The following is a 20,459-nucleotide window of genomic DNA, read 5'->3' as shown; positions in this document are numbered from 1 at the left end:
GGCGCCAAGAATGAGGCGCTATGAGAATTCTGATCATGGGTGGTTCGGTCTTCCTCGGCCGGGCCATCACCCAGGAGGCGCTGCGGCGCGGGCACGAGGTCACGACGTTCAACCGGGGGCGCAACGGGGTCGACCTGGTGGGCGTGGAGGCGGTCAGGGGCGACCGTGAGGTGCCGGAAGACCTGGATCGCCTGGTGGCGGGCCGGGAGTGGGACGCCGTCATCGATGTCCACGGGCAGGTCCCGAGGGTCGTCGGCGAGTCGGTGCGGAGGCTCTCCGGCCGGGCGGCCACCTACGCGTACATCTCCAGCATCTCGGCTCTCTCCGACTTCCCCGAGCGGGAGTGCGACGAGAGCTCACCGCTCTTCGAGTGCGCGCCGGACGCGGGTCCCGAGGACGGTCACTACGGCATGCTCAAGGCGGGCTGCGAGCGGGCGGTGGAGGAGGGCTTCGACGGCAACGCGCTGATCATCCAGCCGGGTCTCATCCTGGGCCCGTACGAGAACGTGGGCCGTCTGCCCTGGTGGCTGGACCGGATCTCCCGGGGCGGGCGGGTGCTGGCCCCGGGTGACCCGGACCGGGCGATGCAGCTCATCGACGCCCGCGACATCGCCGCGTTCGTTCTCAGCCATGCCGAGGCCGGGACGGCCGACCGCTTCCTCACCAGCGGGGTGCGCGGCAACATCACCTACGGCGGCTGGCTGGCCGAGTGCCGCGCGGTGACCGGCTCGGACGCCGAGTTCGTCTGGGTCGACGACGGCTTCCTGCTCGATCGGAAGGTGTCACCGTGGACCGAGTTCCCGCTCTGGGCTCCCGGCGGTCCCGAGTTCGCCGGGGTCTGGCTGCCCTCGTCGGCGAAGGCCATCGCGGCCGGGCTGACCTGCCGCCCGGTCGCCGAGACCGTACGCGACACCTGGGCGTGGCTGCGGGACGTCCCGCCGGGGGAGCGTGTGTTCCGCGGGCACGGCATCGATCCGGAGAAGGAGGCCGGAATCCTGGCCGAGTGGGCCTAGGGAGCGCCTGTGACTCCTCCGCTCCCCCGGGTACGCCTCCGGAGGAGTGGCACAGGCTCGTGGCGGCGGGGCCGGGCGGCCCGCCGCCCTGGGCGCCCCGAGATTCGCAGGACTGTCATGACCGACCTCGGGGCGCTGGGTTCCGCCTGCGTTAGAGAGGTATTTCTACGCATACATCGGGTCGGCGGACACATAGGGTCGTGGCTGTCCGGCTCCGTCCCCCGAACGCCGGACGGCGGTCCACGCTCCCAGGGCCGAGGGTGGAGGGCCGCCGATATCGTCCTCCACCCACCCCCGATTCACCGGTTCCCGTCCCGGCCTGGGCGCGGGGAGAGGCACCGCGTCACGCGCGGCGGGTGTGCCTCATCGTCCAGTTGGTCTCCCAGGTCTTCTCCCCGTCTGCGGAGAACGCCTGCTCCCACAGGGCCGATGTCGGTGTGATCTCCGACCATGTGTACCGCATCCGGATGGGCCTGCCCTCGTGGGTCTCGTCGCCGTGGAACACCCCCTTCCCGTCGGCGAACGCGCCGAAGACGGGATTGTGCAGGACTCCGGTCTCACTGTTGATCCAGTAGATCGCCCACAGTTCGCGTTCCACGTCGAAGGTCCGTATCGACACCCCCTTGAAGCCCTTCGTGGGGAAGGTGATCTCGTCGAAGACACCCGCGCCGTCAAAGAAGCCGCGGCAGACGGCGAAGCTGGGGAACTCCTCCCACTCGTCCCTCCCGCTCAGGGGTTTGACGAGCCTACGGTTGTCGATGTCCCAGCTGCCGTGCAGGAAGTCGAAGTCGCTGTTCATGTCAGAAGGTTAGAACCGCCCACTGGCACTTGGCACGCGGGAACTCCGGACTCGGGCGGACGGTCACGGCGGATCCGCCCGTCAGCGTGCCCCGCCTCGACCCACCCGTCGGGCACGAGACCGGTCATCGGCACACGGGCCCGACCGTCCGGGCGACGAGCGGGTGATTTCACCCCCTCTCAAACCGGATATACGACAGCGCGGGCACCCCTTACCGGATCCATGTCATGACATACGTACGTCCTATTGATTTATGGTGAATTCGTCGTTACGTTCTTGTTGAACCTCATCCCCCAAACGAGGAGGCGCAATGCGTCCTCTGTCCAGGCTTTTCCTGGCAGCCCTGACGTTCTCACTGGTAGGCGGGGCGTCGCTCCCCGCGACCAGTCATAGTGTTTCGGTGGTGGATCCCCAGGTAGAGACCCCTGCCCTGTACGACGACGAAGCCGGCGGCAACTCCAACGGTGACGACCCGGCGATCTGGGTCCACCCGTCCAAGTCCGGCAAGAGCGTGGTGATCGGCACCGCCAAGGAGGGTGGCCTCTTCGTCTACAACCTCGACGGGCAGCAGATTCAGCACCTCGCCGCGCCCGCGGCCCCGGGGCCTGACGACGAGGTCGGACGGTTCAACAACGTCGACGTCACCTACGATTTCGGCGGGCGGGACCTCGCGGTCGTCTCCGACCGCGGCCGGGACCAGCTGCGGATCTACGCCATCGCGAACGGCCAGCTCACCGACGTGACCGACCCGGCCGCGCCGTTCGTGTTCAACACCACCCAGCAGCAGGTCAACGACGCCGAGACCGCGTACGGCCTGGCCACCTGGAAGGACTCCACCGGCACCTACGCGCTGGTCAGCCGCCGGCACCGGACCTCGATCGGCCTGGTCAAGCTTCTGCCCAAGCCGAACGGCAAGGTCGGCTATCAGCTCGTCAAGACCCTGAACCTGCCCTCGTCGTTCACCCTGCCGAACGGCCAGAGTTGGACGCCCTGTGACGAGCCGGGCCGGGAGCCGCAGGTCGAGGGCATGGTCGTGGACCAGGAGAAGGACGTCCTCTACGCGGCCCAGGAGGACGTCGGCGTCTGGCGGATGCGCGCGGACCTCACCGGGACCCCCGTGCTGATGGACAAGGTCCGCGAGTACGGCGTGCCCGCCACCTACGACCCGGTGGCAGACGAGTGCACCCCCGGTACGGACCCGGGCTACGGCGGCCAGCGTCTGACCGCGGACGCCGAGGGTCTCACGATCTACTACCGGGAGGACGGCAAGGGCTACCTGCTGGCCTCCAGCCAGGGCGACAACACCTTCGCCGTCTACCGCAGGGAAGGCTCCAACGCCTACCTGGGTCAGTTCAGGATCGGGTCGTACAACGGCATCGACGGCGTCGAGCACAGCGACGGCTCGACCGTGCTGAACGTCCCGCTGGGCGACTTCGAGGAAGGTCTGTTCATCTCGCACGACGGCGCCAACACGCCGACCGCACCCGACCGTGAGAACACGAACTTCAAGTTCGCCGACTGGAGTGACATCGCCGACGGACTCGACCTGGACGTGGACACCGACGGCTGGGACCCGCGCGACTGAGCAGCGGAGAAAGCCCTCGGCTACTCGGCGGATTCGAGAGCCGGTCGGCAGCGTGTGATCGGTTGATCGAGCCGTGAGTAGTCTGATCAGACGCTCGGCTGGGATTTCCCAGCCGAGCGTTTGGCGTGGGCGGCTGTGGACTCGGCGCGGAATTCACGGGCGTGCCGGAGCAGGCCGGCGCTCGCGGGAGGGCGATGGGGGGTGCGGGTTCGTCTCGGCGGCGCGACGGGCCGCGCCGGCTCACCGCCCGCCTGGCGGCTACCCGTGGCACGGTCGTGACCGGGAACCTCAACGTGCCGGGGATGCCGGCCAACCGGCGCCTGGCCCGCGCGGTGACCGACGCCGGACTGAACGAGATGCGGCGTCTGTTCGCCCACAAGGCCGACCGCCGGTATCCCAGCGGTAAGACGTGCCAGGGTCACGGCGCGGTGAAAGCCGGGCCGCCCTGTCCGGACGCACGCGTGAGCGCACCGAGTGCGGTCTGGGCCTGGATCGGGACCTGAGCGCCGCTCGTGGTCTGGCCGTGCTCGCGGCCGAGGCCGCCCAGAGTCCCGGGGAGACGACAAACGCCCGCCGCGCAGCGACGGGACCCGGTGTTCGCGCCGGGCAGGCACCCGGGAAACGGGAACGCCGCCGCGGCAACGCGGCGGCTCGCCGATCCTCACTGACGAACACCGGGAATCAGCGGGAGGGTCGACCGGCGCGGACTCCCGTGTGGCGGCGACCGCCAAGCCGACCGCGCCCTCCGCCTGATTCACACAGACCCGTACGGCCCCTGCCCCGAGGCGCGGGTCCACGCCGTACCGGCGGCGGCAGGTCCGGGAAAAGATCGTCCACGGCCTCGTCCGCGGGCTGTTCAAGGCCTTGACCAGGCCGAACGACCGGCAGGCAACCGCCGGAAAAGCCATGGGGACACCGGATCGGTTCGGCACTCCCTGACCGGGGCATTCTCACCGGTCACGCCGACCTCGATCACGCCATTCGTATCGCCATGGCCCGGCCCGCCGGCGGGCCGGGCCATGGGCATCGGGCGACCGTCACCTGCTCCCCCGATGCCCGCACCGCCGGTTCGTCACCTGTCTCCGACGAACGCGGCGCCGGATATCGGACCCACGCGCCGGGTCAGCCGTGGTTGACCCGCCAGAAGTCGGAGACGGTCTGGCGACCCCGCAGGTCTCCGAGCAGTCCCTTGGGATCGGTGTGGAAGAGCTGCCCCTTCCAGTCGGACAGCCCGGGCGGGGTGACCAGGGGCTTGACCGTGCTGTTGCCGGAGATGCCGCCCTCGCCGATCTCGTGCTTGACGCCCTCCTCGGTCATGATGAAGTGGACGTACAGCTTGGCCGCGTTGGGGTGCTTGCTCTTGGCGGCGATCGCGACGTACTTGGGGTAGCTGAAGCCGACGAACGGTGCCATCCCCTCGCAGGTCGCCTGGGTGTACCCCTTGTCCTCGTTGTTGCGGAACTTCGAGATCGACATGAATCCGATCTTCTTGTCGGTGGAGCTCGGCGCGCCCACCGCACCGGAGATGTCCTCGTCGGAGCCGGTCAGCACCGGCTTGTTGCCCGCCATCCGCTTGATCCACTCATAGGCGGCGCTCTTCTCCTCGGTCTCCAGGGGCTTGCCGTACTTGGTCTGGTAGGCCTGCTCCAGCGCCTGGTTGCCGTGCGCGTCCATCTGGGTGAAGAACGACAGCACGGTCGGCTTGCCCAGCGGGTCCTGCATCACCAGCTTGCCGGCCCACTCCGGCTCGGTCAGGTCCCACACGTTCTTCACCGGGCACCCTTCCGGCGACAGCTTGGTGTTGTAGGCGAAGACCGTGGCCTTCGACAGCGCGAGCAGCGGGTTCTGGTTCTCGGCCGGGATCTGGTCCGTGAGGTCGCCGGGCACCCACGTCCGCGCCACACCCTGCGGGATCAGCTGGCCCACCAGCACCCCGCCGTCCTCGTACATCGCCGCGTCGATCGTGATGTTGTCGGCGGCGTGCTCCCTGATCATCTTCTCGGCGGTCTGCGGGGTGTCCGACTTCACGCCTTCCATCTTGATGCCGTACTTCGCGGTGAACGCCTTGGCCACCTCTTCGATGTCGCCGCTGGAGTCGTAGACCAGCACGCTGCCCTCCTTCTTGGCGGCGGCGACCAGCGCGTCCAGGTCGAAGTTCGCGTCGAGCGAGGGGCCGGGCAGCGGCTGCTCGGCGGCCGTCGCCGGCGAAGGGGCACCGGTGGCCGTGGAAGGCGCGCAGGCTGCGGCGGCAAGCGCCAGCAGCGCCGTAGAGATGATCTGTTTGGTACGCCTCACGGTAGCGTCACTCCTTTTGCCCATCGGGGTCGTAGGCGCCGCCAAGCACCCCGACTCGGCGCCGCAATGGGCTCAACAATGAACATCACGTGAATAGCTTGTCAAGACATTCTTACTTTGGTGGGGCATCCGACACACTCTCGTTACCGGATGGGCGGCCCGGCGAGCCGACCCGAATCGGTCATTGGTCAGGACATTCTGACGTCAGATACCATCTGACCGTGACTGCGACGAGATTGGACATCGACCTCGACCGGTCGAGCCCGGTTCCCCTGTACTTCCAGGTAGCCGAGCGGATCGCGGAGGCGATCCAGACAGGCGAGCTGCTCCCGGGTTCCCGGCTCGACAATGAGATTCAGCTCGCCGACCAGCTGGGGCTTTCGCGCCCGACCATCCGCCAGGCCATCCAGTACCTCGTCGACAAGGGGCTGCTGGTCCGCAAACGCGGCGTGGGCACCCAGGTCGTACACGGCCAGGTCAAGCGGGCGGTCGAGCTCACCAGTCTCTACGACGACCTGCGCAGGGCAGGGCAGAAGCCGATGACCCGGGTGCTGTCCATCGACACGGTCGCCGCCGAGGAGAGTGTCGCCGACGCCCTCGGGGTCGCGCCGGGCACCGAGGTGCTCCGACTGGAGCGGCTCAGATACGCACTGGGCGAGCCGCTCGCCCTGCTGCACAACTGGCTGCCACTGGGATTGACCCCCCTGTCGGCCGAGATGCTCGAGGCTCGCGGACTCTACGAGCTGCTGCGCTCGGCCGGCGTCCGGATGCGGGTCGCGAACCAGCGGATCAGCGCTCGTGCCGCCACCCCGGCCGAGGCGCGGCTGCTGAACGAGCGTCGCGCCTGCCCGTTGCTCACCATGGTCCGCACGACCTACGACGACCAGGGCAGGGCCGTGGAGCACGGCTCACACGTCTACCGCGCCTCGCACTACTCCCTTGAGGTCACCCTCGTGGAGCGCTGAGCGCGTCACCCCTTCCCGCTCCATCATCGTGATGATGATAGCTAGTCAGAATGTCAGGACAAACTATTGACGGTTCACCTGTCGTTCATCTAGAACTGGAGGCCCCTGTCACAAGGAGCCGCCATGCGTGTGGGTTTGCTAGGCCTTGGCCGTATAGGCATGTTCCATGCCGCCACCCTCTCGACTCTCGTGGATGACCTCGTCGTCTCCGACGTGGATCACACCAGAGCCGAGGAGGTGGCGGGACGGCTCAAGGCCCGAGTCGGAGACCCCTTCGACGCGGACGCGGTGGTGATCGCGACCCCGACCTCCACCCATGCGGAGGCGCTGTTGCGGGCATCCGACCTGGGAGTGCCGGCGTTCTGCGAGAAACCCGCGGCCCCCACCGTCGCGGAGACCCGGCGGGTCGCCGAAGCGGTCAAGCGTAGCGGCGTCGCCGTGCACATCGGCTTCCAACGGCGCTTCGACGCCGGCTACACCGCCGCACGCGAGGCGCTGCGCGGTGGCGAGCTCGGCGAACTGCACCGGGTCCACCTGCTGACCGCCGATCCGAAGCCCCCGGCCGCCGGGTACGTCGCGCTGTCCGGCGGCATCTTCCGTGACTGCCACATCCACGACTTCGACATCCTGCGCTGGGTCACCGGCCGTGAGGTGGACACCGTCTACGCGACCGGCTCCAACCGGGGCGAGGCCTTCTTCACCGAGGCCGGAGACGTCGACAACAGCGCCGCTCTGCTCATCATGGACGACGGCACGCTGGTCACGCTGCAGGGTTCCCGCTACAACGGCGCCGGATACGACGTGCGGATGGAGCTGGCCGGGACCCGTGCCACCTGGGCGGCGGGACTCGGCTACCGGACCCCGCTGCGCTCGGCCGAGGGCTTCGACCCGGGCGGGGACCCGTGGCCGGACTTCCAGGCCAGGTTCGACGCCGCGTACGTCGCGGAGATGCGCGCGTTCCTGGCGATGGCGCGAGGTGAGCGCGAGAGCCCCTGCACGGTCCAAGACGCCCTGTCCGCGCTCTACCTCGCCGAGGCGGCCGATCTGTCGCTCCGCGAGGTACGGCCGGTCCGCCTCCTGGAGGTGACGAAGTGAGGATCGCCGCCGCACCGATCTCCTGGGGGGTCTGCGAGGTGCCCGGCTGGGGGTACCAGCTGCCCGCCGAGCGGGTGCTGACCGAGATGGCCGAGATGAACCTGACGGCCACCGAGCTGGGCCCCGACGGCTTCCTGCCCGCCGACCCCGGTCGCCGCGCCCGCCTCCTCGGCCGCTACAACCTGAGCGCCGTGGGCGGCTTCGTCCCCGTGGTCCTGCACGACCCCGCCCACGACCCGCTGCCGGGCCTGCGGGCCACACTGGCCTCCTTCGAGGACGAGGCGGTAGTCGTGCTGGCCGCCGCCACCGGCGTGGACGGCTACGACACGCGCCCCGCGCTGGACGCGGAGGGCTGGCGCACGCTGCTGACCAATCTGGAGCGGATCCGTCACGAGACGGCCCGCCCGGTCACCCTGCATCCGCACGTCGGAACCATGATCGAGACCAGGGAGGAGGTGGACCGGATCCTCGACGGCTGCGGCGTCGCACTCTGCCTGGACACCGGTCACCTGCTCATCGGCGGCACCGACCCACTGGACATCGTCCGCAGGGCTTCCGGGCGGATCGCCCACGTCCACCTCAAGGACGTCGAGGCGGCCCTCGCCGAGCGGGTCAGGACGGGCGCTCTCACCTACACCCAGGCCGTGCGGGCGGGGATCTACCGCCCGCTCGGCCAGGGCGACGTCGATGTGGCGGGCATCGTCACCGGCCTGACCGCGGCCGGCTATCCCGGCTGGTACGTGCTGGAGCAGGACGTCGTCCTCGACTCCGGGGACGCGAACCCGATGGAGGACGTCCGCACCAGCCTGGCCTATCTCGGAGGCCTCAGGTGAGCGTGCCCGCCGAGGTGCTGACGATGGGCCGGGTCGGGGTGGACATCTACCCGCTCCAGGTCGGGGTGTCGCTGCGGGAGGTGGAGACCTTCGGCAAGTACCTGGGCGGCAGCCCGACCAACGTGGCCGTGGCCGCCGCCCGGCTGGGCCACTCCAGCGCGGTGATCACCAGGACCGGGGCCGACCCGTTCGGCTCGTTCGTCCACGACGCGCTGCGCGCCTACGGCGTCGACGACCAGCACGTGACCGAGGTGCCCGGCCTGCCCACGCCGGTGACGTTCTGCGAGATCCTGCCCCCGGACGACTTCCCGCTCTACTTCTACCGCTATCCCAAGGCTCCCGACCTGGAGATCCTCCCCGAGGAGCTGGATCTCGCGGCGATCGCGTCAGCGGGGGTGTTCTGGACGACCGTGACCGGGCTGTCGGCGGAACCGTCCCGCAGCGCGCACCTGGCCGCCTGGCAGGCCCGGGGGCGGGCGCCGCACACGGTGCTGGACCTGGACTACCGGCCGATGTTCTGGCCGGACGAACGCGAGGCCCGACACCAGGTGCGCGCGGCGCTCGGCCAGGTCACCGTCGCGGTCGGCAACCTGGCGGAGGCCGAGGTGGCCACCGGCACCCGCAAGCCCCACGAGGCGGGCCGGGCGCTGCTGGAGGCCGGGGTCGAGCTGGCGATCGTCAAGCAGGGCCCGGACGGGGTGCTCGGCATGACCGCCACCGAGACGGTGGAGGTGCCGCCGGTGAAGGTCGAGGTCGTCAACGGGCTTGGCGCGGGCGACGCCTTCGGCGGGGCGCTCTGCCACGGCCTGCTGGAGGGCTGGCCACTGGAGCGGGTACTGAGGTTCGCCAACGTGGCCGGGGCGATCGTGGCCGGCCGACTGGCCTGTGCCCCCGCCATGCCCGCCGTGGACGAGGTCGAGAACGTCCTGTCAGACGGATTTCCGAAAGGGGACGCCGCGCATGCGTGAAGAGGACCACCGGCGGTTGCTCGACGACCGAGCCTGGCATCCGGAGCGGGTGACCGAGGCGGCCGCCAGGCGCAGGCGCAGGTCGCTGCCGGCCGGTCGTGACCAGCTGCTGATCATCGCGGCCGATCATCCGGCGCGGGGCTCGCTCGGCGTCGGCGGCGAGCCGATGGCGATGGAGAGCCGTGTCGGCCTGCTGGATCGGCTCATGACCGCCCTGGCCAGGCCCGGCGTGGACGGGCTGCTGGCCACGCCCGACATCGTCGAGGACCTGCTGCTGCTCGGCGCGCTCGACGGCAAGATCGTGATCGGTTCGATGAACCGGGGCGGTGTGCAGGGCTCGGTGTTCGAGTTCGACGACCGCTTCACCGCCTACGACGCCGAGTCGATCGCGGCGATGGGTTTCGACGGCGGCAAGATGCTGTGCAGGATCGCGCTGGAGGACGCCTCGACCGCCACCACGCTGGCGAGTTGCGGGCATGCCGTCACCCGGCTGGCCAGTTACGGGCTGATGGCGATGATCGAACCGTTCTGGTCCAGGCGGGTCGACGGCGTGGTGAGACACGATCTGTCGCCGGAGGCGATGATCCACGCCATCAGCGTCGGCCAGGGGCTCGGCGCGACCTCCGCCCATACCTGGCTGAAGATCCCGGTGGTCGAGGGGATGGAGCGGGTCATGGAGGCCACGACACTGCCGACGCTGCTGCTCGGCGGCGACCCCGACAAGGCACCCGACCAGGTCTTCGGCTCCTGGAGCAAGGCACTGCGACTGCCCGGCGTACGTGGTCTGGTCGTCGGCCGGGCGCTGCTCTACCCGCCGGGCGACGACGTGGCGGCGGCCGTGGACACCGCGGCGAGCCTGCTGGAGTCGTCGTGACGCACATCCCCCACGGCACCGCCGCCTCGCCCCCGTGGGCAGTGCAGATCACCCCCGAGTCGGCCGGCTGGACCTATGCCGGCCTGCGGGTGGTGGATCTGCCTGACCACCCCGTGCACTTCTCCACCGGCCGGGAGGAGATGCTGGTCCTGCCGCTGTCGGGCTCGTGCGAGGTCACCGCGGGCGGCCTGCGGCTGTCGCTGTCCGGGCGTACGTCGGTCTTCGACGCGGTGACCGACTTCGCCTACCTGCCCATCGACACATCCGCGGTGATCACCGGCCACGGCCGCATCGCGCTCCCCTCGGCTCGGGCGACCCGGCACTTCCCGGTCCGGTACGGCCCGGCCGAGCAGGTCCCGGTGGAGGTGCGCGGCGCCGGGCAGGCCAGCCGCCGGGTCAACAACTTCTGCGCGCCGGACGCCTTCGACTGCGACAAGCTCGTCGCGGTCGAGGTGTTCACCCCCGGTGGGAACTGGTCGTCCTACCCGCCGCACAAGCACGACACGGCCTCCGAGCACGAGGCCGTACTGGAGGAGATCTACTACTTCGAGGGCGGCCCCGGCTACCAGCGGGTGTACGGCACGCACGACACCCTGGCCGAGGTGAGCGGCGGAGACGTGGTACTCGTCCCGCACGGCTACCACGGCCCCTCGATGGCCGCCCCCGGCTACGACCTGTACTACCTGAACGTGCTGGCCGGGCCCGCCGAGCAGCGGTCCATGGCCTTCTGTGACGACCCCCGGCACGCGTGGATCCGCTCCTCCTGGGCGGATCAGCCGGTCGACCCCCGTGTGTCGCGTCGCGTCGCGGACACCGGGCCCGGATTCCCTGGAGGTACCTCATGAGGCTCACGGTGGCTCAGGCGCTGGTGCGGTTCCTGGCGAACCAGTGGGCGGAGCGCGACGGCGTCGAGCAGCGGCTGATCGCGGGCGTCTTCGGCATCTTCGGCCACGGCAACGTGGCGGGCGTCGGCCAGGCCCTGGCCGAGCAGGGCGCGGGCACCGGCGACGCGCTGCCGTACTACCTGGCCCGCAACGAGCAGGCCATGGTGCACACCGCCGTCGGCTACGCCCGTACGCGCGACCGGCTCTCCACCTTCGCCTGCACCACCTCCATCGGCCCCGGCGCCACCAACCTGGTCACCGGCGCGGCACTGGCCACCATCAACCGGCTCCCGGTGCTGCTGCTGCCCGGCGACGTCTTCGCCACCCGGGTCGCCGGCCCGGTACTGCAGGAACTGGAGGACCCGGGCTCCTACGACGTGACGGTCAACGACACGCTGCGCCCGGTCAGCCGCTTCTTCGACCGGATCGACCGGCCCGAACAGTTGCCGTCCGCCCTGCTGGCCGCGATGCGGGTGTTGACCGACCCGGCCGAGACCGGCGCGGTCACCCTGGCGCTCCCCCAGGACGTGCAGGCCGAGGCCTACGACTGGCCCGAGGAACTGTTCGCCAGGCGGGTGTGGCACGTGGCCCGGCCGGTGCCCGAGCCCGCCGCGCTGGCCAGGGCGCTCGAACTGATCCGCGGCTCGCGCAGACCGCTGATCGTCGCCGGAGGCGGGGTCGCCTACAGCCGGGCCTGCGCGGAACTGCTCCGCTTCGCGGAGAACCACGGCGTGCCGGTGGCCGAGACCCAGGCGGGCAAGGGCGCGCTGCCCTACGACCACCCGTGCGCGGTCGGCGCGGTCGGCCACACCGGCACCGCCGCCGCCAACGCCCTGGCCAGGGAGGCGGACCTGGTCATCGGCATCGGGACCCGCTACAGCGACTTCACCACCGCCTCCCGGACCCTCTTCGGCCGGGCCCGGTTCCTCAACGTCAACGTCACCGCCTTCGACGCGGCCAAGAACTCCGGCGCGATGCTCGTCGCCGACGCCCGCGAGGCCCTGCTCGCCCTCGACCGGACGGACTGGCGGGCCGACCCCGAGTGGACCCGTCAGGCGGCCGCCCTGGCCGCCGGCTGGCAGGCCGAGATCAGCCGGACCTACGCCGGGACGGAGCTGACCCAGCCGGTCGTGCTCGGCATCCTCAACGAGATCGCCGAGGACGGCGTGGTCGTCAACGCGGCCGGGTCCATGCCGGGTGACCTGCACCGGCTGTGGCGGACCCGGGACCCCAAGGGCTACCACGTGGAGTACGGCTACTCCTGCATGGGGTATGAGATCGCCGGAGGGCTCGGGGTGAAACTCGCCGACCCGGAGCGCGAGGTGTTCGTGCTGGTCGGTGACGGCTCCTACCTGATGATGGCCCAGGAGATCGCCACCGCCGTGCAGGAGGGCGTCAAGCTCGTGATCGTCCTGGTGGACAACCACGGCTTCGCCTCGATCGGCGACCTCAGCGAGTCGGTGGGGGCCCTGCGACTCGGCACCGCCTACCGGATGCGCGGCCCGGAAGGAGAGCTGGACGGCGACCGGCTTCCCGTGGATCTGGCGGCCAACGCGGCCAGCCTCGGCGCCGACGTGCTGCGCGCCGGCGACCCGGAGGCGCTGCGGGCCGCGCTGGCCAAGGCGGTGGCGTCCGCGCACACCACGGTCGTCTACGTCGAGACCGTCCCCGGCGGCGGACCCGGCGCCCAGGCCTGGTGGGACGTCCCGATCGCCGAGGTGTCGGAACTGGCCCGGACCCGGGCCGCACGGGAACACTACGACGAGGCCAAACGCGATCAGCGGCCCTACCTGTGATGGGCTGGACGCCGGCGTTCGCCGCGATGGCGATCCTCTTCGTGCTGGTCAGCGGAGCCAACGACGGGGCCACCCTGATCGGGCTGGGGCTCAGATTCCCCCGCTCGCCGGGATGGGCGATCGCCGCGCTTCTGCTGACGGCGCTCTTCGCCGGGCCGTACCTGCTGGGGTTCTCGGTCGCGCGGACCTTCACCGAGAGGCTGGCGGGACTCGGCACGAGCGGCGGAGCGACGGCGTTCCTGGCCGGGGTGGTGACCGCGGTGATCGTGGTCGCGGTGCTGACCGGCAAAGGGCTGCCGACCAGCCTGACACTCGCGGTCATCGGCGGCATCAGCGGCGCGGGGCTCGGTGCGGGACTGCCGGTGTCGTGGCGGAGCCTGGGCACCGTCCTGGCCGTCGGAGCGGGTGCCCCCCTGGTCGGCCTGGTCCTGGGCCACCTGCTGGGAACCCTGTCGCGCCGGGTGCCGTCCTACCACCGGATGCCCCGGCTCGTGCTCTCCGCCCATCTGCTGGCCTACGCGGCCCAGTGCGTCGCCTACGCGGTGAACGACGGCCAGAAGATGATCGCGGTGGTCAGCGTCGCGTTGAACGTGGGCCGCGACGGGCTGGGCGGGGTCGGCCCCATCGAGGTCCCGCCGGTGTGGATGGCCGTCCTCGTGGCGCTGTTCCTCGCCGGATCCCTGACCAGCCTCACCCGCGTGGGAGAGCGACTGGGCCGCGGCCTGGTCATCACCCGGCCGCTGCACATCGTCTCGGCCGAGACGGCGGCCACCGGCGCCGTCCTCGGCAGCTCGGCCCTGGGAAGCCCGGTGAGCATGACCCAGTCCATCACGGCCGGCGTCGTCGGCGTGGCGGCAAGCGAGGGAGCCAGGAGGGTGCGATGGCAGGGCGTCGTGAACGTGGGTACGGCATGGCTGGTCACGCTGCCGTCGTCAATGGCCCTGGGCTGCCTGGCCGGGCTCGCGATGAGGCTGCTGTGAGCGGCGCGGGCGGCCGTGCCCGGCGGTTCGCGCGGGCCTGGGACGACCTTCGCGGCCGATCCGGACGACGAGTCGTCGAGCTGGTCCGCAAACAGGTCGCCGTCGCCCGCGCCGGAGCCGTACTGGCCCGCTCGACCGCCTCCGGCACGATCGGGCGATCGGCCGCCCGCACCCGGATGACGGAGGTGGAACACGAGGGCGACGCGGCGCGGGCCGAGCTGGTGCGCGTCCTGCGGCGGGTGCTGGCGACCCCCATCGACCGAGAGGACCTGTTCCGACTCTCCCGATCGATCGACGACGTGCTGGACCACCTGCGCGACTACGTGCGCGAGACCGACCTGTTCGGACCGGAGGACCTCGGCTTCGCCGTCGAGCCGCTGCAGGTGGTGAGCGACGGCCTCGACGAGCTGGAGAACGCCGTCCTGAAGATGATCGACGACCCCGGCTCGGTCACCGTGGCCGTGCTGGCCACGCGCAAGGCCTGCAGCCGGGTCCGCCAGCTCTACCAGACCCGGCTCACCGAGCTGTTCACCGGGCCGCTGGAGATGAACACCCTGCGCGAACGCGAGCTGCTGTCGCGCCTGGACGCGGTCGGCCGGCGGCTCGGCGAGGCCGCCGACGCGCTCGCCGACGCGATGCTCAAGCGAAGCCACTGAGGAAGCTGACGGACCACCCTTGTGAACCCCCCGAAGGAAGTACCCATGGCTCTTCTCACCAAGGCGGAAACGCCGCCACCTCCCCCGAGGCGGCGCAGGCTGGTGTACCGGCTCCGCGTGCTGCGCCACGATCCGACCGCCGCGCTCGGGCTGATCCTCGTCATCCTGCTCGCCTACCTCGTCGTGGCACCGCTGGTCGCGGTGCTGTCGGACGCCTTCCGCCTGCAGTACGGCGACGACGTGCACGCCGGGCAGCAGTCCGGCGAATGGACCGGCTACTACCTGTGGCGGGTGTTCCGCTCCCAGATCAGCGGCCTGCTGTTCTGGGAACCGCTGCTCAACACGCTGGTGATCGCGGTGGGCACCACCCTGTTCGCGCTGGTCCTCGGGGGCGGCATGGCCTGGCTGGTGACCAGGACCAACGTGCCCGGGCGCAAGTGGCTCGCCGGCGCCCTGGTGGTCCCCTACATGCTGCCGTCGTGGACCTTCTCCCTGGCCTGGCTGTCGCTATTCAAGAACGAGCGCGCCGCCGGGCAGGTCGGCTTCCTGCAGGCCCAGGGCATCCGGACACCCGACTGGCTCGCCTACGGCGCGGTACCGATCATCATCACCCTGGGGCTGCACTACTACCCGTTCGTGCTGCTCCTGGTCGGGAACGCGCTGCGCCGCATCGACGCGCAACTGGAGGACTCCGCGCGGATCCTCGGCGCCCCGCAGCGGACCGTCATCCGGCGGATCGTGGTGCCGCTGATGCTCCCGGCGCTGTCCTCGGCCGTGCTGCTGGTGGTCGGCCGGGTGCTCGGCACGTTCGGCACGCCCTACGTGCTCGGCCTGCCGGCCGACTACCGGGTGCTGTCCACCGGGCTCTTCCAGTCGATCCGCGACCGCAGCACCGGCGTGGCCTCCGTACTCGCCACCGTCATCGTGATCATCGGGGTGCTGATCGTCCTCGTCGACACCCGGATGATGCGCGAGCACCGCCGGTTCGTCACCGTGGGCGGCAAGGGAGCGATGGACCGGCTGGGCGACCTGCGCCGCTGGCGCTGGCCCGCCTTCGCGCTCGGTCTGGTGGTCTTCGCGGTGAGCGTCCTCGTCCCGGTCCTGACACTTCTGATCTCCACGGTCACCCGCACGCCCCTGGACCTGTCGACCTTCACCCTCGACTACTGGTTCGCCGAGAAGCTGCCCGGAGCGGTCGGCTTCCCGCACGGCGTCTTCCGCGGTTCCGAACTGTGGGAGGCCGCGTGGAACTCGCTGCGCATCGTCGGCCTGGCCTCGCTGATCTGCGCGGTCGCCGGCCTGCTGATCGGGTACGTCGTGGTGCGCGGAACGGCCCCGCGCGTCGCCGCGTTCCTCCGCCAGGTCTCCTTCCTGCCCTACCTCATCCCCGGCATCGCGTTCGCGGCCGCCTCGCTGTCGCTGTTCGCCGTCGCCAGGGGGCCGATCCCCGCGCTGTACGGGACGACGTTCCTGCTGATCCTGGTGATGGCCGTGACGCACCTGCCGTACAGCTCGCGCTCGGGCATCGCGGCGATGATGCAACTCGGCCGCGAACCGGAGGAGGCCGCGCAGATCGCCGGCGCCTCCTGGTGGCAGCGGATGCGGCGGATCATCTTCCCGATCCAGAAGGGCGCCCTCGTCACCGGAATCGTGCTGCCGTTCATCTCCGGGCTCAAGGAACTCAGCATCGTCATCATGCTGACCACCACCGGGACACAGCTCCTCACCACCCTGTCCATCGGCCTCGTGGACTACGGATACACCCAGCTCGCCAACGCGGTCGTACTCATGATCGCCTTGGTCTCCTTCACCATGACCTACCTGACCCAGCGTCTGACCAAGAGCAGCCTGGCGTCCGGCCTAGGAGGATAGATGCCGAACATCACCCTGAGCGGAATCGCCAAGAGCTACGGCGGTGGCGACTACGCCGTGAAGAACCTCGACCTGACCGTCCCCGACGGCGCGTTCATGTGCCTGCTGGGCCCCTCCGGCTGCGGCAAGACGACCACGCTGCGGATGATCGCCGGGCTTGAGCAGCCGACCGCCGGCACCATCGCCGTCGGTGACAGGGTCCTCGACTCCGTCGAGCGGGGACTCTACGTCCCGCCGGAGAAGCGCGGCATGGGGCTGGTCTTCCAGAACTACGCCCTCTGGCCGCACCTGTCGGTGCGCGAGAACGTCGAGTTCGGCCTGCGGATGCGCAAGGTGCCCGCTGCCGAGCGGCGGGCCAGGGCGGAGCTGGCGCTGCAGATGGTCCACGTCGACGCCGCCATGGACCGCTACCCCTCCCAGCTGTCCGGTGGTCAGCAGCAGCGGGTCGCGCTGGCCAGGATGCTGGCGATCAACCCCACGGTGCTGCTGCTCGACGAGCCGTTGTCCAACCTCGACGCCCGGCTCCGGCTGGAGATGCGCGCCGAGCTCAAACGCATCCACGAGGAGTCCAACGCGACGATCGTCTTCGTCACCCACGACCAGCTGGAGGCACTCACCATGGCCACCGACGTCGCGGTCATGAACGAGGGCGAGCTGCAGCAGTTGGCCCCCCCGATGGAGATGTACGCCAGACCCGCCAACCGGTTCGTCGCCGAGTTCGTCGGCAGCCCGCCGATGGCGATCGTCGAGATCGGCCCTTCTCCCACCGGTCTGGCCGGTTCGCTGACGCGCTTCGTCGAGTCCCGCGCCGGGCAGAGCGTCGCCCCCGGCGCCGTCGGTGTCCGCCCCGAGGCGCTGCGCCTCGGTTCGCCACCCCGTTCCGTCTGGTCCGAGGAGGCCACCGTCGAGGCCGTGCTGCCGGCGGGCTCCTCCTGGACCGTACGGCTGCGCGTCCTGGACACCGAGCTGTACGCGCTCTCCTACACGCCGGTCGAGGCCGCCGCCGGCGAGGTGCTGACCTGCTGGACCGACCAGATGCACCTGTTCGGCGCGGACGGCGCGCGGATCCCCTCCTGGGACAGGACGGGGGTCGGCGCGTGATCCGGCCCAAGGCTTTGCTGCTGGACTTCGGCGGGGTGATCGTGGAGACCGCCCGGCGCCCGTCGTGGACGGCCGAACTCGCCGCGGAGGTGCACGAGCTCCTCACCAGGGCCGGCTTCCACGGCCTCGGCCTCGACGACGTGGAGAACGACATCCTGGCGGGCGCGCGCGCCGACAGGTACTGGAAGGACTCCACCTCCCGTCAGTTCGCCCCGGCGGAGATGACACACCGCGGGTTCTGGGCCGACTACGTCGCGGGCGACTGGCCGGAGCAGGCCCGCTCACTGGTGATCGCCGAGGCGACCCCGCTCTGCAGGCGGATGGGCGAGCTGCGCAGCGACCGCAAGACCCGGCCCGCGCTGCAGGAGCTGCTGGCCGCCTGCTGGACGCACGGCGTCACGCCCGCGGTCGTCAGCAACGCCCTGTGCGGAGCCGTCCACCGCGACTACATGGCCCTCAACGGCCTCGACCGCCAGGTGGCGGTGCAGGTCTACAGCGACGAGGTCGGCGTCCGCAAACCCAATCCGGAGATGATCTGGATCGCCTGCCGGGCCCTGGGCGTCGACCCCGCGGAGACCTGGTACGTCGGCGACAACTACGACCGCGACGTGGTCTGCGGAGCCCGCGCCCGGGTGGGGGCCACCGTCCTGATGGTCTCCCGGAGCACCGAGAAGATCCCCTACAAAGTGCGGCAGCGCCCTCAGGCGACAGTCGAGGACCCGCGCGGCCTGCTGAGCCTCCTGGAGGAGACATGGACCTGAAAACCTCACGCGATCTGGCCGCCATCGCGGTCGAGGCGGCCAGGGCGGTCGGCGACCGGCTCAGGGAGGCCTTCCGCTCCCGGCCCGAGGTGAAGACCAAGCGCGACTTCCACGACCCGGTGACCGAGCACGACAAGGCGGCCGAGGAGCGTATCCGCGAGGTCCTGGACCGGTTGTGCCCGGGCAGCGTCGTGGTGGGAGAGGAGGACGGCGTCCGAGGTGAAGGCGACATCAGCTGGTACGTCGACCCCATCGACGGCACCGCGAACTTCGCCGCCGGCCTGCCGTTCTTCTGCACCTCCATCGGGGCGGTCGTGGACGGCGAGGTGGTGGCGGGCGTCGTCTACGACCCCGTCCGCGACGACGAGTTCACCGCCTCGCTCGGCGGGGCCTTCTGCAACGGCGCGCCGATCCGCAGCGCCGGCGCGCGCACGGACCGGGAGGCGGTGCTGCTGTCGAGTTACCCCTCCCCGCGCGACCTGGCCGCGGAGGGAGAGGTGGCGCTGCACCGTTTCGCCCGGATGGTCAACGCCTTCGCCACCACGCGCCGCCCGGGGAGCGCGGCGCTGAAGCTGGCGCACGTCGCCGCCGGGTGGTCCGACGTCGCGTACGGCACGTACGTGAACGCCTGGGACGTGACGGCCGGCTCGCTCCTGGTGGAGCAGGCCGGGGGCGTCTACATCCCGCTGTCCGGCAGCATCTTCACCCCCGGCGGCTATCTCGCCTGCGTCGGTGGATTCGACCTCGCCGGCTCCGTGATGGCCGAGGTCTCCACGGCGAGGACCGCCTCGTGATCCGCTGGATCGTCACCGACCTGGACGGAACGCTCGTCGGGCGCGACCTGGCCATGGTGCCCTCCAGCCGGGACGCGCTCCGCCGCTTCGTCGCCTCGGGCGGAGAGGTGGTCATCGCGACCGGGCGGATGGAGCTGTCAGCCCTCCGCTACTACGAGGAACTGGGCCTCACCGGGGCGGCGATCCTCTACAACGGCGCTCGCACCGTGGATCTCGGCACCGGAGCCGTGCTGCGCTCCCGCCACCTGCCGGTGAACGCGTGGAAGGCGCTGCTCGACCTGTTCGAAGAACTCCCGCGGGGCGTCTACCCGGTGGCGTTCTCCGGCGGCGAGGCACTGGCCGTCCACGACGTGCCCGAACTGCGGGATTACGCCCGACGCGACGGAATCACCCTGCGGGATCCGGGCGACTGGTCGGCACTGTCCCCCGGCGAGATCACCAAATGCATGCTGATCGGCGATCGGTTTCCCGAATTGGATATTCCAGGAACCGTCACGGTTCGATCTGAGGCGACCTATCTGGAGGTGCTGCCCGAGGGCGCGACCAAGGGCGCCGCGCTCCGCGAGCTGGCCGCCTCCCGGGGCGTACCGCTGGAGCAGATCGCGGCCGTCGGCGACAACCCCAACGACATCGACATGATCATGACAGCCGGACTCGGGGCCGCGGTCGGCGACGGCCACCCGCAGGTCCGTGCGGTGGCCGATGTCGTGGTCGGGGCCTGCGCGGACGGAGCCGTCGCCGACGTGGTGGAACTGGCCCTCGGCTCCCATCCGTAGGTCGTGAAACCGAGCCCCGAACCGCGTTTCCTTCCCACGCCTAAAGGCGGGGTCTCCACGCTGAAGGGATTTAGATGAAGAACATCACTCACTGGATCGACGGAGTCCCCGCCGGGGACTCCCCCCGTGGCACCGGGAGCACACCTTCGGCGCGACTCGGCGAGATCTTCAACCCGGCGTCGGGGGAGGTCCAGGGACAGGTCCACCTGGCCTCCAGCGCCGAGGTCGACGCGGCCGTGGCCGCCGCCGTCGCGGCCTGGCCCGCCTGGCGGGACACCTCGCTGGCCCGGCGGGCGCGGGTGCTGTTCCGCTTCCGTGAGCTGATGTACGCCCACCGCGACGAGCTCGCGGCGCTGATCAGCGCGGAGCACGGCAAGGTCCACTCCGACGCGCTGGGCGAGGTCGCCCGCGG

Annotated in this window: 20 protein-coding genes; 18 read left to right on the top strand and 2 right to left on the bottom strand. The window is 70.5% G+C overall.

All coding sequences use genetic code 11. The annotated features are described in order from the left end of the window. Positions 1–20: 20 nt before the first annotated feature. Positions 21–1,013, top strand: a complete 993-nt coding sequence (locus tag AB0K21_RS23465) for an NAD-dependent epimerase/dehydratase family protein (RefSeq protein ID WP_343967640.1) — start codon at positions 21–23, stop codon at positions 1,011–1,013. A 343-nt stretch (positions 1,014–1,356) separates the two neighbouring features. Here the strand turns inward: AB0K21_RS23465 and AB0K21_RS23460 are convergent, their stop codons facing one another. Next, the gene (locus AB0K21_RS23460; protein ID WP_343967642.1) at positions 1,357–1,812 is read right to left on the bottom strand and encodes a hypothetical protein; all 456 of its coding nucleotides are present in this window, start codon (positions 1,810–1,812) and stop codon (positions 1,357–1,359) included. A gap of 310 nt (positions 1,813–2,122) precedes the next feature. On the opposite strand from AB0K21_RS23460, the gene AB0K21_RS23455 reads away from it, so the two are divergent. Then, positions 2,123–3,397, top strand: a complete 1,275-nt coding sequence (locus AB0K21_RS23455) for a phytase (protein ID WP_343967644.1) — start codon at positions 2,123–2,125, stop codon at positions 3,395–3,397. A 194-nt stretch (positions 3,398–3,591) separates the two neighbouring features. After that, positions 3,592–3,900 (top strand): hypothetical protein, encoded by a 309-nt coding sequence (locus tag AB0K21_RS23450; RefSeq protein WP_343967646.1) that lies wholly within the window; start codon positions 3,592–3,594, stop codon positions 3,898–3,900. Between the two features lie 619 nt (positions 3,901–4,519). Here the strand turns inward: AB0K21_RS23450 and AB0K21_RS23445 are convergent. Beyond that, positions 4,520–5,692: an ABC transporter substrate-binding protein gene (locus AB0K21_RS23445; protein WP_343967648.1), complete on the bottom strand. Its 1,173-nt coding sequence runs from the start codon at positions 5,690–5,692 to the stop codon at positions 4,520–4,522. 221 nt (positions 5,693–5,913) lie between these two features. On the opposite strand from AB0K21_RS23445, the gene AB0K21_RS23440 reads away from it, so the two are divergent. The 15 genes from AB0K21_RS23440 to AB0K21_RS23370 all read left to right on the top strand — a co-directional run. After that, positions 5,914–6,657 carry a GntR family transcriptional regulator gene (locus tag AB0K21_RS23440; RefSeq protein WP_343967650.1) on the top strand — a complete coding sequence of 248 codons (744 nt, stop codon included), beginning with the start codon at positions 5,914–5,916 and terminating at the stop codon, positions 6,655–6,657. A 123-nt stretch (positions 6,658–6,780) separates the two neighbouring features. Beyond that, a complete protein-coding gene (locus tag AB0K21_RS23435) occupies positions 6,781–7,752 on the top strand; it encodes a Gfo/Idh/MocA family oxidoreductase (RefSeq protein ID WP_364153122.1) in 972 nt (323 codons plus the stop codon). Then, the gene (locus AB0K21_RS23430; RefSeq protein WP_343967654.1) at positions 7,749–8,585 is read left to right on the top strand and encodes a TIM barrel protein; all 837 of its coding nucleotides are present in this window, start codon (positions 7,749–7,751) and stop codon (positions 8,583–8,585) included. Before AB0K21_RS23435 ends, AB0K21_RS23430 begins: the two co-directional genes overlap by 4 nt. After that, entirely contained in the window at positions 8,582–9,553 is a 972-nt protein-coding gene (gene iolC, locus AB0K21_RS23425; RefSeq protein ID WP_364153117.1) for a 5-dehydro-2-deoxygluconokinase, read from the top strand. Before AB0K21_RS23430 ends, iolC begins: the two co-directional genes overlap by 4 nt. After that, a complete protein-coding gene (locus AB0K21_RS23420) occupies positions 9,546–10,427 on the top strand; it encodes a deoxyribose-phosphate aldolase (RefSeq protein ID WP_343967656.1) in 882 nt (293 codons plus the stop codon). The genes iolC and AB0K21_RS23420 overlap by 8 nt, the downstream gene beginning before the upstream one ends. Continuing rightward, complete coding sequence (iolB, locus tag AB0K21_RS23415) at positions 10,424–11,272, top strand: 5-deoxy-glucuronate isomerase (protein ID WP_364153113.1); 849 nt, start codon at positions 10,424–10,426, stop codon at positions 11,270–11,272. The genes AB0K21_RS23420 and iolB overlap by 4 nt, the downstream gene beginning before the upstream one ends. Beyond that, a complete protein-coding gene (gene iolD / locus AB0K21_RS23410) occupies positions 11,269–13,107 on the top strand; it encodes a 3D-(3,5/4)-trihydroxycyclohexane-1,2-dione acylhydrolase (decyclizing) (RefSeq protein ID WP_364153110.1) in 1,839 nt (612 codons plus the stop codon). Before iolB ends, iolD begins: the two co-directional genes overlap by 4 nt. Beyond that, positions 13,107–14,087 (top strand): inorganic phosphate transporter, encoded by a 981-nt coding sequence (locus AB0K21_RS23405; protein WP_343967662.1) that lies wholly within the window; start codon positions 13,107–13,109, stop codon positions 14,085–14,087. The genes iolD and AB0K21_RS23405 overlap by 1 nt, the downstream gene beginning before the upstream one ends. Further along, the gene (locus AB0K21_RS23400) at positions 14,084–14,743 is read left to right on the top strand and encodes a DUF47 family protein (protein WP_343967664.1); all 660 of its coding nucleotides are present in this window, start codon (positions 14,084–14,086) and stop codon (positions 14,741–14,743) included. The genes AB0K21_RS23405 and AB0K21_RS23400 overlap by 4 nt, the downstream gene beginning before the upstream one ends. A 45-nt stretch (positions 14,744–14,788) precedes the next feature. Continuing rightward, the gene (locus tag AB0K21_RS23395) at positions 14,789–16,615 is read left to right on the top strand and encodes an iron ABC transporter permease (protein WP_343967666.1); all 1,827 of its coding nucleotides are present in this window, start codon (positions 14,789–14,791) and stop codon (positions 16,613–16,615) included. Continuing rightward, a complete protein-coding gene (locus AB0K21_RS23390) occupies positions 16,616–17,716 on the top strand; it encodes an ABC transporter ATP-binding protein (RefSeq protein WP_343967668.1) in 1,101 nt (366 codons plus the stop codon). Continuing rightward, positions 17,713–18,477: an HAD family hydrolase gene (locus tag AB0K21_RS23385; protein ID WP_343967670.1), complete on the top strand. Its 765-nt coding sequence runs from the start codon at positions 17,713–17,715 to the stop codon at positions 18,475–18,477. Before AB0K21_RS23390 ends, AB0K21_RS23385 begins: the two co-directional genes overlap by 4 nt. Continuing rightward, positions 18,468–19,271 carry an inositol monophosphatase family protein gene (locus tag AB0K21_RS23380; RefSeq protein ID WP_343967672.1) on the top strand — a complete coding sequence of 268 codons (804 nt, stop codon included), beginning with the start codon at positions 18,468–18,470 and terminating at the stop codon, positions 19,269–19,271. The genes AB0K21_RS23385 and AB0K21_RS23380 overlap by 10 nt, the downstream gene beginning before the upstream one ends. Next, positions 19,268–20,047 carry an HAD-IIB family hydrolase gene (locus AB0K21_RS23375; RefSeq protein WP_343967674.1) on the top strand — a complete coding sequence of 260 codons (780 nt, stop codon included), beginning with the start codon at positions 19,268–19,270 and terminating at the stop codon, positions 20,045–20,047. Before AB0K21_RS23380 ends, AB0K21_RS23375 begins: the two co-directional genes overlap by 4 nt. 74 nt (positions 20,048–20,121) lie before the next feature. Continuing rightward, on the top strand, positions 20,122–20,459 hold a 338-nt coding region (locus tag AB0K21_RS23370; RefSeq protein ID WP_364153101.1), incomplete at its 3' end, for an aldehyde dehydrogenase family protein.

The sequence above is a fragment of the Streptosporangium sp. NPDC049248 genome (assembly GCF_040678965.1).
GTDB lineage: Bacteria > Actinomycetota > Actinomycetes > Streptosporangiales > Streptosporangiaceae > Streptosporangium > Streptosporangium fukuiense.
Note: the sequence above shows the minus strand (reverse complement) of the source record. Positions and strands in the feature narration are given on the sequence as shown.

Coding starts and splice junctions, on each gene's coding strand:
- AB0K21_RS23465 (WP_343967640.1), top strand. CDS start 21: ATGAGAATTCTGATCATGGGTGGTTCGGTCTTCCTCGGCCGGGCCATC.
- AB0K21_RS23460 (WP_343967642.1), bottom strand. CDS start 1,812: ATGAACAGCGACTTCGACTTCCTGCACGGCAGCTGGGACATCGACAAC.
- AB0K21_RS23455 (WP_343967644.1), top strand. CDS start 2,123: ATGCGTCCTCTGTCCAGGCTTTTCCTGGCAGCCCTGACGTTCTCACTG.
- AB0K21_RS23450 (WP_343967646.1), top strand. CDS start 3,592: ATGGGGGGTGCGGGTTCGTCTCGGCGGCGCGACGGGCCGCGCCGGCTC.
- AB0K21_RS23435 (WP_364153122.1), top strand. CDS start 6,781: ATGCGTGTGGGTTTGCTAGGCCTTGGCCGTATAGGCATGTTCCATGCC.
- AB0K21_RS23420 (WP_343967656.1), top strand. CDS start 9,546: ATGCGTGAAGAGGACCACCGGCGGTTGCTCGACGACCGAGCCTGGCAT.
- iolD (WP_364153110.1), top strand. CDS start 11,269: ATGAGGCTCACGGTGGCTCAGGCGCTGGTGCGGTTCCTGGCGAACCAG.
- AB0K21_RS23405 (WP_343967662.1), top strand. CDS start 13,107: ATGGGCTGGACGCCGGCGTTCGCCGCGATGGCGATCCTCTTCGTGCTG.
- AB0K21_RS23395 (WP_343967666.1), top strand. CDS start 14,789: ATGGCTCTTCTCACCAAGGCGGAAACGCCGCCACCTCCCCCGAGGCGG.
- AB0K21_RS23390 (WP_343967668.1), top strand. CDS start 16,616: ATGCCGAACATCACCCTGAGCGGAATCGCCAAGAGCTACGGCGGTGGC.
- AB0K21_RS23380 (WP_343967672.1), top strand. CDS start 18,468: ATGGACCTGAAAACCTCACGCGATCTGGCCGCCATCGCGGTCGAGGCG.